Origin of the sequence: Salinibacterium sp. ZJ70, assembly GCF_011751865.2 — a bacterium.
In the GTDB taxonomy this organism is placed as follows: domain Bacteria; phylum Actinomycetota; class Actinomycetes; order Actinomycetales; family Microbacteriaceae; genus Homoserinibacter.
Genome location: NZ_CP061770.1, coordinates 1,735,095 through 1,748,238, shown reverse-complemented (window position 1 = coordinate 1,748,238; position 13,144 = coordinate 1,735,095). Strand labels below are relative to the sequence as shown.

Below are 13,144 nucleotides of genomic sequence, written 5' to 3'. Positions count from 1 at the left end.
GACCTTCCCGACAGTGCCCTGCTGTGCGGTGAATGCGGACGCTCCACACACCCCGACGACCCGCAGATGGCCGCGGGCCCGCTGAAGCAGTCGGAGGCCCCTCGCGCACCGCGCGCGGGGAGTCCGCCGAGCACTCCTCCGGTGCCGTGGCCGCGCGACACGGCGGTCGTGCCGACCGAGGACGAATGGGATACCTACCAGTCGCTCGATGCGCCGCCGCCGCTCCCGCAGGTCTCGGGCGAGCGCTTCACGCTGCAGTTCAGCACGGGGGAGAGCATCGTCGTGGCAGGGTCGGGGCTCATCGGCCGCGGCCCATCGCCCGAACCCGGTGAGTATGTCGACCACCTGATCCCGATCTTCGACGTCGGCCGCTCGATGTCGAAGACGCACGTGGAGTTCGGTCAGGAATCCGGTTCCTTCTGGGTGAGCGACCGATACTCCACCAACGGGACACTCGTGCGGCGCCCCGGCGCTGAACCCGCGAGGTGCGTTCCCGGGCGTCGCTGCTTCGTCGAACGCGGAACGCGCGTCGAGATGGGCGACCAGTTCTTCATCGTGAGCTGACCTCCCCACGAGCGACACGACAGCGCTCTCCACCAGAGCGTCCGCGTCCGCGCCGCAGACGCGGCTGCCGGTGTGTGCTGGGCCGATGCTGCCCGAGACCGAGAGGATCGCGCTGCCGGGGCCGCCGGTCGCTTCTCCACGCGCCCCGTTCCCCTACATCCAGGCCGTCGCACCCGTCGTGATCGCGGTGGTGCTGTGGATCATGACGGCCTCGCCGCTCGTGCTCATGTTCGCGTTCCTGGGGCCCGCTCTCGTCATCGTGTCGAGCATCGAGACGCGGCGCAGCGCGCGGCGGGCTCGGCAGGTCGAACAGGAGACCGCGTTGCACCGTGTGGCCGAGATCGGCGACGAGCTCGACGCGCGTGCGGAGCGATGGCGGCAGCTCGCTTCGGCACGCCTCCCCGAGCTCGAGGCGCTCTGCACCTCGGATGCGTCGGCGCCGGAGGGTCTGTGGAGCCTCGGACGCGGAGCGGTGCCCTCGGGCGTGGTTCTCACGGGCGGGAGCGCAGCGGAGGGGGCGCTCGAGAGTGCGATCTCCCACCTCCGCAGCCGGACCGCGACGATCCCGGCCGCACCCGTGATCGTCGACGGCGCCGAGGTGCTCGTCGACGCCCCGGTGCCGATCTTCCGCGCCATCGCGCGTTCGCTTCTGCTGCGCGCCGCCGCTGCGCATCACCCCGGCGAGCACCACGTGACGGCGCCAGCCGACGAGACCTGGACCGAGAAGCTCCCGCATCGCACCGAGATCGCTGACCGTTGGGAGATGCTTCGAGGGGGAACGCCCATCCTGCGGGTGAGCCACGTGCGCGATGCGCCCGCTGGCCGCGATGTGGTCATCCGCATCCCCGAGAACGGCGCAGGGGCGACCGCCCATGTGCCGCACGTGATCGACGACTTCCAGCCCGCGCTCGTCTCGGCGCCGGAGGCGCACCTGCGCGCCGTGCAGATCGCGGAGCGGGCTCGCCGCAGGGGGTGGGAGGACCCGGCGATGATTCCCGACACGGTGGCGCTCCGCGACATGCCCCTGGAATCCGATGATGTCGCGGGCCTCGCCGCCCCGCTCGGCGTGGGCGTCGACAGTCCCATCGTCGTGGATCTGCGGCGCGACGGACCGCACGCGCTCGTCGCGGGCACCACGGGATCCGGAAAGAGCGAGCTGCTCATCAGCTGGGTGCTCGCCCTCGCGGAGAGGCACCCTCCCGAGAGCCTCGTCTTCCTCCTCGTCGACTTCAAGGGGGGTTCCGCGTTCGCGCCTCTCGATGAGCTCCCGCATGTCGTCGGCGTGGTGAGCGACCTCGACCTCACGACGGCTCGGCGCGCCGTCGCGAGCCTCCGAGCCGAGCTGCGGCGTCGCGAGCACATTCTCGCGACGAACGGCGCACGCGACATCGACGCGCTGCCGGACGGAGTCCTTCCGCGTCTCGTCGTCGTCGTCGACGAGTTCGCGGCGCTTCTCGCCCTCGACCCCGAGCTGAGCGCGGTGTTCGCCGACATCGCGGCTCGAGGGCGGTCCCTCGGACTGCACCTCATCCTCTGCACCCAGCGCCCCGCGGGGATCGTTCGGGATGGCGTGCTCGCGAACATCACGATCCGCATCTGTCTGCGCGTGCTCGATCCCGCCGACAGCGTCGCCGTCGTGGGAACGCGGGCCGCCGCCGAGATCGCAGCACCGGCGCGGGGGCGGGCGCTCATCGCCGCAGGTGACCAGCCGCGCACCGTGCAGCTCGCGCTCGCGGATGCTGCGGATGCGACGCGCGTGCGGTCGCGCTGGGTCGGGCACACCGCCCCCGCGGCGCGCCCCTGGCGCGACCCGCTTCCGGCAGCGCTGCCCGCCTCGTTCATCACCGGCGATGCCTCGGCACCAGCCCTCACGATCGGGCTCGTCGACCTGCCGGAGCAGCAGACGCAGCGGCGGCTCGTGCTCGACCCGTGGAATGACGGCGCGCCGCTTGTGATCGGAGGCACCGGATCTGGTCGCACGACGGCGCTGCGGATGCTCGGTCACGCTGCCGAGCGCACCCCGCCGCCCACCGAGATCCGCTGGGTGCCCGAGAGCCCGGCCGCTCTGTGGCAGGCGCTCGCGACACCCTCGCGGGGCGACCGCACGCTCGTGCTCGTCGACGACCTGGACCGCACGCTCGCGGCCGCTGACCCCGAGCAGCGCGCGGACCTCATCGACCTCATCCGAGGTGCCGTGCGCGACGCCCGACGCACACACGTGGCGCTCGCCGCAAGCTCCCGGTCGGCCGGGGGTGTGCTCCACGGGCTGCAGGGCGTATTCGAGCACCGCCTGCTCCTGCGGCTTCCGTCGCGCGACGAGCATCTGCTGGCTGGCGGAGAGCTTGCGGGATTCCGGACTGATCGTCGCCCAGGTTCCGTCCTCTGGCGAGGATCGGAGGCGCAGATCGCGTTGCCGCCCGGTGCGGAACCCGCACCATGGTCGGGGGAGCTGCCCGTGGCATCGCTCGCTGACGGCGGCTGGGCGATCGCGGCATCGCACCCTCGCGAGCTCGCCGACCGACTCGCCCGCGCGGGCGTCACGGCGTCACGACCGGGCGGGGGAGGCGATGTCGAACTCGCGGACGTCGAGACCTGGCTCGGCTCGATCCTCGAGCTCGCCGCAGCTCGCCGCGATGGCCGACTGCTGCTCATCGACTGCTCGCCGTCCGATCATCGACTGCTCACCCGACAGCGGGGCCCGCTCCCGCCACTCGGGGGCGGCGATGCGTGGCACGCGGACGGCGCACTCACGAAGCGCGTGCGCCTCGACCTCTGAGCGCGGTGCGGGCACCCCCGGAGGTCGACCAAGGAATCCGTGGTGAAACTCGACCGACGGTACTGATTTCGTGAAATCTATGTTTCGAAATGGTCGTATTGACCCGTTTTTGTCGTCAGCGCTCCGCTGATGTGCAACTATCGTGCAACGGCAAAGTTGCCGCACCCGCACCAACGCGAAGGAGTCGAACCGATGTCCCGGTCTCTTCCCGAAGATCCGCTGATCCGCAACCTGGTTCTGCAGGCCCGCCGTGCGCAGGTCAGTCGCCGCACGATGCTCGCGGGAGCGGGCGCCGGCGCAGCCGCGCTCACCCTGGCGGCTTGCGCCCCGAGTGGCAGCGACAAGCCCACCGCCGCCGAGGACAAGTCGGCGAGCGACCCGACTCTCACGTGGGCCAACTGGGCCCTCTACCTCGACGAGGATGACGACGGCAACCACCCGTCGCTCGACAAGTTCATCGAGGCGAGCGGCATCGACGTCAAGTACGACGTCGCCATCGACGACAACAACTCCTGGTACGCCAAGGTCAAGGACCAGCTCGCGCTCGGTCAGGACATCGGCGCCGACGTCGCCTGCCCGACCGACTGGATGGTGAGCCGACTCATCCGACTCGGCTACACCCAGGAGTTCGACAGCGCGAACATCCCGAACCGCAAGAACCTCGAGCCGTCGCTCAGTGAGGTCGACTTCGACCCGGGCCGGACGCACTCGCTGCCCTGGCAGGGCGGTTTCGCCGGCATCTGCTGGAACAAGGAGAAGGTGCCGCAGGGCGTGCGCTCCGTCAAGGACCTGTGGGCTCCCGAGCTCAAGGGCCGCGTCGGCGTTCTCAGCGAGATGCGCGACACGATCGGCATCATCATGGCTGACATGGGCGTCGACATCTCGGGCGACTTCGACGAGTCGGACTACGACAACGCCATCGACATCTTCCGCGAGCAGGTCCAGAACGGCCAGATCCGCAACATCAAGGGCAACTCGTACATCGACGACCTCGCCAACGAGGACACCCTCGCCGCGATCGTCTGGTCGGGCGACGTCACGACCCTCAACCTCGAGAACGACGACAAGTGGGAGTTCATCATCCCCGAGGGCGGCGGAACGATCTGGAACGACAACTTCATCGTCCCGATCGGCTCGCCCCGCAAGGCCAACGCCGAGAAGCTCATCAACTGGTACTACGACCCGGAGATCGCCGCTGAGGTCGCCGCGTGGGTGAACTACATCACCCCCGTCGTCGGCGCCCGTGAGGCCGCAGAAGCCATCGACCCCGAGCTCGTCGACAACCAGCTGATCTTCCCGAACGAGGAGACGCTGTCGACGGTCAAGATGTTCCGCACGCTCACTCCTGCTGAGGAGACGTCCTTCCAGGGCAAGTTCCAGCAGGTTCTGATCGGAGCCTGATGTCCGGAAGCTTCGACGAAGCCGGCGCCGACCTCGAACTCGTCGGCGTCACCAAGCGGTTCCCCGGCTTCACGGCCATCGAGGACCTCAACCTGACGATCCCAGCGGGCAGCTTCTTCGCCCTGCTGGGGCCGTCGGGCTGCGGCAAGACGACGACCCTGCGTCTCGTGGCCGGACTCGAGGAGCCGACGGCGGGCCGCATCCTCATCGGCGGCAAGGACGTCACGTCGACCAAGCCGCACCAGCGGCCGGTCAACACGGTGTTCCAGAGCTACGCGCTCTTCCCGCACATGTCGATCCTCGGCAACGTCGCCTTCGGCCTCAAGCGCCGCAAGATGGCGAACGCCGAGGAGCTCGCCCATGAGGCGCTGCGTCTGGTCGAACTCGACCACCTCGCCTCACGCCGACCGATGCAGCTCTCGGGTGGTCAGCAGCAGCGTGTCGCCCTCGCGCGCGCAATCGTCAACCGCCCGGCGCTGCTGCTGCTCGATGAGCCGCTCGGCGCCCTCGACCTGAAGCTGCGTCGTCAGATGCAGCTCGAGCTGAAGGCGATCCAGTCCGAGGTGGGACTCACCTTCCTCCACGTCACTCACGACCAGGAGGAGGCCATGACCATGGCCGACACCGTCGCGGTGATGAACAAGGGCCTCATCGAGCAGATGGGTGCCCCGGAGGAGCTGTACGAGCTGCCGCGCACGGCGTTCGTCGCGAACTTCCTCGGCCAGTCGAACCTCTTCACCGGCGATGTCGTCGCGTCCGAATCCGATTCGATCACGGTCGATGTCGCGGGCGTGGGCGTCAAGGTGCCGCGCGAGCGCGCCCAGCGTCATGCAGGCGAGGTGACGATCGGCGTGCGCCCTGAGAAGCTGTCGATCTCGACGAGTGCTCCCGCTGCGAAGGCCGGCACCAACATCCTCGGGCCCGGTGTCGTCACCGATGTGTCGTTCACGGGTGTGAGCACGCAGTACATCGTGCAGATCCCGGGGCTCGACCCGATCACCGTGTTCGCACAGAACATGTCGGCGGGTCCGCTCGTCGAGTCGGGTTCGCAGGTGTGGGTGTCGTGGGCCGTCCAGCACGGATTCGGTCTCGCGGACGAGCCAGGGGAGGCGCCGAAGTTCGCGGCCGACGCGTCGACGCAGTCGATCGCCGTGCAGCGACGCCAGCGCCTCGAGGACGAGCTGGACGAGGCCTGAGATGGCCTTCGGAGCTTTCGGAAGCTCGGGCCCCGATCTCTCGGCGGCGGCCCCGAAGCGACGCAGCTATGTCGCGCTGCTCCTGCTCTTGCCGGGCGTCATCTACCTGTCGGCGACGTACCTCGCACCGCTGGTCTCCCTGCTGCTCACGAGCTTCAAGGAGCCAGGTGGGTCGTTCGAGGTCGGCGAGTACGTGTTCGCGTTCCGGTGGGAGAACTATCTGGAGGTGTTCGAACGGTTCGGGGAGATCTTCGGACGCACGTTCCTCTACTCGGCGATGGCGACGGTGTTGGCGCTGCTCATCGGGTATCCGCTTGCGTACTTCATCGGAGTGACGCTGCGGCCGTACCCGCTCTGGCAGAGCCTCACGCTCGTGCTGGTGATCGCGCCCTTCTTCATCAGCTTCCTGCTGCGCACCCTCGCCTGGAAGGCGATCTTCGCCGACGAGGGGGTTGTGGTCGGCACCCTGAAGACGCTGGGGATCATGGGGCCGGAGGCGTACCTCAACGGCACTGCGTTCACGGTCGTGTTCGGTCTGACCTACAACTTCATCCCGTTCATGGTGCTGCCGATCTACGCCTCGCTCGAGCGGCTCGACCTGCGCTACGTCGAGGCGGGAAACGACCTCTATGCGGGGCCCGCACAGCGGTTCTTCCGCATCGTGCTGCCGCTGTCGCTGCCTGGCGTGATGTCGGGAATGCTGCTGACGTTCATCCCCGCATCCGGTGACTACATCAACGCGAGCAAGGACTTCCTCGGCTCGACGAACACCGTGATGGCAGGAAACATCATCAACGACATGTTCTTCCAGAGCTTCTACCCGCTCTCGGCGGCCGTGGCGATCCTGCTCATGGTGGCGATCCTCATCCCGGTCGTGGCATATGTCGTGAAGAGCGGATCGGAGGAGCTGCTGTGAGCGTTCAGCAGGGAGCCGCCGTCGCCGAGACGGTGAAGCCCGCGAATAAGCCCCGTGAGAAGAAGCCGCGCGCCGGAACCGGCGGTGCCGGCAACTGGGCGGTCGGCATCTTCTCGGTCGTCGCCCTCGTGATCATGATGATCCCGATCGCGTACACGATCGTGTTCTCCTTCAACGATTCGCGCCGCTCGAACATCGTGTGGCGTGGGTTCACGATGGACAACTGGTTCACGGTGTGCGCCGACGAGCGCGTCTGCCAGTCGTTCGCGAACAGCATCTTCGTGGGTCTCACGGCGACGTTCTTCTCGACGCTGCTGGGCACCATGATCGCGATCGCGATCGTGCGCTACACGTTCAAGATGCGCATGTTCGTGACGATCCTGCTGTTCCTGCCGATGGCGACCCCGGAGGTCATCCTCGGTTCGGGACTCGGATCGCAGTTCGTGAACATGGGCGTCGAGCGAGGCATCTGGTCGGTCATCGTGGCGCACATCATGTTCTGCATCAGCTTCGTCGTCGTGACGGTGCGCGCTCGTGTGGCGAGCATCGACCCGGCGCTCGAGGAAGCAGGACGCGACCTCTACGCGAGCCCGAGCCAGGTGTTCTGGCGCGTGACGCTGCCGCTGCTGATGCCCGGCATCGTCGCAGCGGCGCTGCTCGCGTTCGCGCTGAGCTTCGACGATTTCGTGATCACGAACTTCGTCGCGGGCAACGCGGAGACGTTCCCGAAGTTCGTGTATGTCGCGGCGTCCCGCGGCATCCCGGCTCAGGCGAACGTGATCGCCTCGGCGGTGTTCATCGGGGCGATCGTGATCGTGATCGTCGCCCAGCTGAGCTCGGCCGCGCGCGCCAAGCGCCTCGCGAAGGCCGGTCTGTAAGACGACACGACGCGCCCGCCCTGGTTCGCCGGGGCGGGCGCGTCTGCGTACCCGCGGTCGAGAGCGGTACCGCGGTGGAGCGGTGGATCCCGTTTCAGAAGCTCGCACGTACGGAGGTGGCGCCGAGCTCGGCGAGCACCTCCTCGCGGATGGCGTCGTCGAGCAGCCCGTTGCGGACGAGCAGCTCGAGCCCCGCGACGGTCGTCGCGCGGGCGGAGCCGTCGAGCGACTTGACGACGACGCTCTCGCCCGCCGGGGTGACGAGCACGAGCACGCCCTCCGCACCGAGCTTCGCGACGAAGCCGGTGCGCTCGATCGTGACCGTGTTCGCGCGCCCCGGTCCGTCGATCGCCCACGCGTGGGCGCGGATCGCGTCGCCGAGAACAGTTCCCTCGCGCGCCGTGAGCGACGCCGCGCGCGCAAGCCCCGTGAGACTCACGACGGGGACAGGGGCGCCGCATCCGTCTACGCCCCAATGGGCGGGATGCTCGCCGCACAGCTCCGTCGTGAGGCGCGCGACCTCCTGTTGCACGGGGTGCGAGCTCTCCAGGTAGCTGTCGATGTCCCAGCCATGGCGCACAGCGGCGGTGAGGAACGCCGCGTGCTTGCCTGAGCAGTTCATGGTGATGCGCGCAGGTGCGTCCGCATCGCGCCGGGAGGCGGGGTCGGCAGGCAGTTCCGCCGGGCAGCGGAGGGCGTCGGCGGTGAGTCCCGCGTCGGCGAGCATCCGCTCGACGACAGCGACGTGCGCGGGCGTGCCTGCGTGGCTCGCCGTCGACAGCACGGTTGCGACGGGATCGAAGGTGACGCCCAGCAGCTGCACGGCGCTCGCCTGCACGAGCTTGAGCGTCGAGCGGGGGTAGATGAGTCGCGTCGGGTCGCCGAGGGAGGCGACCACGTCGCCATCGCGGTCGAGCAGCACCGCGGCACCGAGATGCCGGGATTCCGGCCAGCCCGAGCGCTCGACGACGGCCAGCTCGACCGAGCTGGCCGCGTCGAGCGGGGCGCTCACGCGCCCGCTGCGGCGAACGACTCGGCGAGCACCTCGAGGGCGTCGGCGAGGAGCTCGTCGGTGAGAGCCAGGCTCGGGAGGAACCGCAGCACGTTGCCGTAGGTGCCCGCCGTGAGGATGAGAACGCCGCGCTGGGCCGCTTCGGTGGCGATCTTCGACACGAGGTCGGCACGCGGTTCGCGGGTCTCGGCGTCGAGCAGCTCGATGGCGATCATCGCACCGATGCCGCGGACCTCCGCGATCACGGGGTAGCTCTCGCGCAGCTTCTCGAGACCGGCGACCAGACCCGTCTCGATCCGCTTGGCCTCGGCGAGCAGATCGTTGCGCTCGATGCTCGCGAACACGGCGACGGCGGCGGCGCAGGCGACGGGGTTGCCGCCGAAGGTTCCGCCGAGGCCGCCGGGCTGCGGCGCATCCATGATCTCGGCGCGCCCTGTGACGCCCGCGAGGGGGAGTCCGCCCGCGATGCCCTTCGCCGAGAGCACCATGTCCGGTTCGAAGCCGAAGTGCTCGCTCGCGAAGTAGGTGCCCGTGCGGGCCATGCCCGACTGGATCTCGTCGGCGATGAAGACGATGCCGTTCGCCGTGCACCACTCCTGGAGTGCCGGGAGGTAGCCGTCAGCGGGAACGATGAAGCCGCCCTCGCCCTGGATCGGCTCGACGACGAGGCAGGCCAGGTCGGACGCGCCGACCGTCTTCTCGAGATACGAGATGGTGCGCTTCGCCGCCTCCGCGCCGGAGAGACCGTCGTGGAGCGGGTACGAGTTGGGGGCGCGGTACACGTCGCCCGCGAAGGGGCCGAAGCCGAGCGCATACGGCATGGCCTTGAAGTTCATGGCCATCGTGAGGTTCGTGCGGCCGTGGTAGGCGTGCTCGAGCACGGCGACGCCCGTGCGGCCGGTGTACTTGCGCGCGATCTTGACGCCGTTCTCGACGGCCTCCGCGCCCGAGTTGATGAGCATCGTCTTCTTCGCGAACGTGCCCGGGGTGTGCTCGGCCAGGAGCTCCGCGACGCGCACGTACTCCTCGTACGGCGTCACCGTGAAGAGCGTGTGGATGACGTCGCCGAGCTGCTCACGCGCCGCCGCGACGACGTCGGTGTCGGTGTGGCCGATGGTCGTGACGCCGATGCCTGCGCCGAGGTCGATGAACTGATTGCCGTCCACGTCGCGCAGGATCGCCCCATGCGCCTTGTCGATGAAGACGGGGAGGGCGCTCGAGACTCCGTCCGAGACGACCTTGCGGCGTCGCTCCTGCAGCTCGATCGACCGCGGTCCGGGGATCGCGGTGACGAGACGGCGCTCAGGCGTGAGCGCTACCGTGGAGGGCGTCAGAGTATCGGTCATGCGAGCGATCTTACTCCCGCGGAGGAGAGGGCAGAGTGCTGATTCCGAAGCGGTGGCCTTGCCGAAAAGAGGTAATGGAATGAATGCACGCCTCCACTACGCGGTATCCGTCGAATGGGCGGGGGACGATCGCCGGATCGCGGACGGTCGCCGTGCGTTCGCGCGCGACCTCACCGTGAGCGCGGCCGGAAAGCTCCAGGAGATCGCCGGCTCGGCCGATCCCGCTTTCTTCGGCGATCGCACGCGTTGGAATCCGGAGGAGCTCATCCTGGCATCGCTGTCGCAATGCCACCTGCTCAGCTATCTGCACGTCGCCACTCGCCTCGGTCTCACCCTGCTCGCCTACTCCGATGAGGCCGAGGCAACGCTCGAGCGCCTTCCCGCAGGGCGTGGACGGATGGCGGAGGCAGTGCTGCGTCCGGTCGTCACGATCGCAGCGGGGGACGATCCGGATGTCGCCCTCGCGGCGCACGCCGAGGCGGCAGAGCTGTGCTTCATCGCGGCGAGCGTGAACTTCCCGGTGCGCCACGAGCCCCGCGTCGAGGTGGCGTCAGGGAGCTGATCGGCTGTCGAGCGCCGCGTAGAGCTGCGCGCGTTCGGCGTCGAGGGTGCGCATCTCCTCGAGCATCGTGTTGTATGCCGCGACATCGTCGTTGAGGGTGAGGCGATTCTGCTCGAGCGTGCTCTGCCTGCCGAGGAGGGCGCTGCGTTCGCGCTCGAACTGCGCTTGGCTCGCGAAGTCGCCGTCATCGGCGCGACGATTGAATGTCTCGATGTCGGTGTTGAGGGCGGCGAGGTCGCTGTCGTAGGCCGCCGAGCGCGTCTCCAGATCGAGGTACGCGGCGTCGAGCGACGCGGCGAGCTCGCTGATGCGCGTCGCGTAGCCGTCGAGCTCGGCGGTCGAGCCCGAGTCGAACGCGATCACGCGAGAACGGTCGGCGAAGACGCGGGCATAGTGCGACTCGAGCTCCGCGGGCAGCTCCGCGTAGGAGATGCCGAGGCGTGAGTGCCATTCGTCGATGCGCTGATGCTCCGGGTAGCCCGCGACGATGAGCATGTTGGCGTCGTCGGTGGGCAGCTGCGCCACGAAGGCTTCGATGAGCGCGTTGATGCGTCGCGCCTCCTCGGGGCCCAGACGGTCGTGGAACGCGTGCAGCAGCTCGTGGGCCGCCGTCGCCTCGACCGTGCCGGCGAGGCGCTCGTCGGTGACGGCGTACACGAAGATCCGCTCGCGGTGGTAGCAGCCGAGGACGAGCGCCGACTCGGCGGGGCAGTGCTCCTGGAACGACTGCGCGGACTCGATCTGCGGACGCGAGGCGAAGAAGATCCGCCTGCCCTCCTCGGTGAGCGCGAGATCGTCGGCGAGGCGTTCGACATCGGCGGGTGGGGGCTCCGTCCAGACGATCCACTGGTCGGCATACACCTGTCGACGGTCCGCGTCCCACGGCGCCGCGACCACGAGCCCGATCAGCGCGAGCACGGCGAGGACCATCCCCACCCAGCGTCCGCCGCGACGACGACGGCGGCGCGGGCGCAGAGGACCTGAGGGAGCGGAACGCGGGTAGCCGTCCGTGACGCCCGCGCCGGGAGGGAACGGGTCAGAGACGCCGGTCTCAGCAGAGACGGGCTGACGAATCGGCGTGCCCAGGTTGTGGTGGTCTGTCACGGTTCGGCGTCTGCTTCCTAGAGCGTCGAAAGGGCCTCTTCGAGCACGCCCATGGCGTCGTCGATCAGCTCATCGCTGATGACGACGCTCGGGAGCAGCCGCAGGACCGAGTCCCACGATCCGGCGTCGAGCGGGATGACGCCGTTCGCTGTCGCGTGCGCGAGAACCTTCGTGAGGGCCTCCGGGTTGGGGGTCTTCGTTCCGGGCTTCACGAGCTCGATGCCGAACATCGCGCCCTTGCCGCGCACCTCACCGACGACGTCGAACTTCTCGGTCCAGTCGCCGATGCGCGCCAGGAGCGAGCGCTCGACGCGCTGCGCCTCCCCGATGAGGTTGTCGCGCTCGATGATCTCGAAGACCTTGAGCGCGGCTGCGGCCGAGACGGGGTTGCCGCCGAACGTTCCGCCGATGCCGCCCGGCTGCACGGCATCCATGATGTCGGCGCGGCCGGTGACCGCGGCAAGCGGCATGCCGCCGGCGATGCCCTTCGCGCTCGTCACGAGGTCAGGGACGACGCCGTGGTGCTCGATCGAGTACCACGCGCCCGTGCGGGCGATTCCCGCCTGGATCTCGTCCGCGACGAAGACGATGCCGTTGTCCTCGCAGTACTTCTTGATCGCGGCGAAGTAGCCGGGGGCCGGGATCACGATGCCGCCGTCGCCCTGGATGGGCTCGGCGAAGAACGCCGCGACCTCGGTGCCGCCGATGTGCGTCTCGATGTAGTCGATCGTCTTGGCGGCGGCTTCCTCGCCGGTCAGGCCGTCCTTGAACGGGTAGGAGATCGGCACGGAGTACAGCTCGCCGGGGAACGGGCCCATGCCCGCGCGCTCCGGCCAGGGGCGGTAGGTCATCGCCATCGTGAGGTTGGTTCGGCCGTGGAAGGCGTGGTCGAGGCTCACGATCGCGCGCCGGCCCGTGAACTTGCGGGCGATCTTGACCGCGTTCTCCACCGCCTCCGCACCGCTGTTGACGAGGATCGAGTGCTTCTCGAAGTCGCCGGGGGTGATCTCAGCGAGCTTCTCGGCGACGCGCACGTAGTTCTCGTACGGGGTCACGGTGAAGAGAGTGTGGGTGAGCTTGCGCGCCTGCTCGGCGACGGCCTCGGCGACTTCGGGGTGCGCGTGGCCGATGGTCGTGACGCCGATTCCACAGCCGAGGTCGATGAGCTGGTTGCCGTCGACGTCCACGAGGATCGCTCCGGCGCCGTGGTCCATGTAGATGTTGGCGAGCGTCCCCGCTCCTCGCGAGACGCTCGCGACACGGCGTTCCTGAAGCGCACGAGACTTCGGACCAGGGAGTTCGGTGACGAGCTTGCGCTCCTGGGGGACGGAGAATGCCATGCCTTCGAGTCTAGGCGCGGGATGCTGGCAGGTGGCGGAGGGGGTGCAC

The 13,144-nt window shown here is 68.8% G+C and carries 11 protein-coding genes; 7 read left to right on the top strand and 4 right to left on the bottom strand.

The annotated features are described in order from the left end of the window. The first annotated feature begins 141 nt into the window (after positions 1-141). The 6 genes from HCR12_RS08265 (at position 142) to HCR12_RS08240 (ending at position 7,731) form a co-directional block, all read left to right on the top strand. On the top strand, positions 142-564 hold the full coding sequence (locus tag HCR12_RS08265; protein ID WP_166865181.1) for an FHA domain-containing protein: 423 nt from the start codon (positions 142-144) through the stop codon (positions 562-564). A gap of 85 nt (positions 565-649) precedes the next feature. Beyond that, on the top strand, positions 650-3,340 hold the full coding sequence (locus tag HCR12_RS08260; RefSeq protein WP_166865178.1) for an FtsK/SpoIIIE domain-containing protein: 2,691 nt from the start codon (positions 650-652) through the stop codon (positions 3,338-3,340). Between the two features lie 192 nt (positions 3,341-3,532). Continuing rightward, positions 3,533-4,741, top strand: a complete 1,209-nt coding sequence (locus tag HCR12_RS08255; protein WP_166865175.1) for an ABC transporter substrate-binding protein — start codon at positions 3,533-3,535, stop codon at positions 4,739-4,741. After that, positions 4,741-5,937 carry an ABC transporter ATP-binding protein gene (locus tag HCR12_RS08250; protein ID WP_166865172.1) on the top strand — a complete coding sequence of 399 codons (1,197 nt, stop codon included), beginning with the start codon at positions 4,741-4,743 and terminating at the stop codon, positions 5,935-5,937. The genes HCR12_RS08255 and HCR12_RS08250 overlap by 1 nt, the downstream gene beginning before the upstream one ends. Position 5,938: 1 nt before the next feature. After that, on the top strand, positions 5,939-6,853 hold the full coding sequence (locus tag HCR12_RS08245; protein WP_166865169.1) for an ABC transporter permease: 915 nt from the start codon (positions 5,939-5,941) through the stop codon (positions 6,851-6,853). A 137-nt stretch (positions 6,854-6,990) separates the two neighbouring features. Continuing rightward, entirely contained in the window at positions 6,991-7,731 is a 741-nt protein-coding gene (locus tag HCR12_RS08240; protein ID WP_166867271.1) for an ABC transporter permease, read from the top strand. 94 nt (positions 7,732-7,825) lie between these two features. Here the strand turns inward: HCR12_RS08240 and HCR12_RS08235 are convergent, their stop codons facing one another. Both HCR12_RS08235 and gabT (HCR12_RS08230) read right to left on the bottom strand, forming a co-directional pair. After that, entirely contained in the window at positions 7,826-8,743 is a 918-nt protein-coding gene (locus tag HCR12_RS08235; protein ID WP_166865166.1) for an asparaginase, read from the bottom strand. Then, a complete protein-coding gene (gene gabT / locus HCR12_RS08230; protein WP_166865161.1) occupies positions 8,740-10,089 on the bottom strand; it encodes a 4-aminobutyrate--2-oxoglutarate transaminase in 1,350 nt (449 codons plus the stop codon). Before gabT (HCR12_RS08230) ends, HCR12_RS08235 begins: the two co-directional genes overlap by 4 nt. A 79-nt stretch (positions 10,090-10,168) precedes the next feature. Between gabT (HCR12_RS08230) and HCR12_RS08225 the strand changes: the two genes are divergently transcribed. Beyond that, positions 10,169-10,651 (top strand): OsmC family protein, encoded by a 483-nt coding sequence (locus HCR12_RS08225; protein ID WP_166865156.1) that lies wholly within the window; start codon positions 10,169-10,171, stop codon positions 10,649-10,651. Here the strand turns inward: HCR12_RS08225 and HCR12_RS08220 are convergent. Both HCR12_RS08220 and gabT (HCR12_RS08215) read right to left on the bottom strand, forming a co-directional pair. Then, positions 10,640-11,755, bottom strand: coding sequence for a hypothetical protein (locus tag HCR12_RS08220; protein ID WP_166865153.1), 1,116 nt, complete (start codon positions 11,753-11,755; stop codon positions 10,640-10,642). The genes HCR12_RS08225 and HCR12_RS08220 overlap by 12 nt on opposite strands. A gap of 17 nt (positions 11,756-11,772) precedes the next feature. Then, complete coding sequence (gene gabT, locus HCR12_RS08215; protein ID WP_166865150.1) at positions 11,773-13,095, bottom strand: 4-aminobutyrate--2-oxoglutarate transaminase; 1,323 nt, start codon at positions 13,093-13,095, stop codon at positions 11,773-11,775. Between the last annotated feature and the right edge of the window lie 49 nt (positions 13,096-13,144).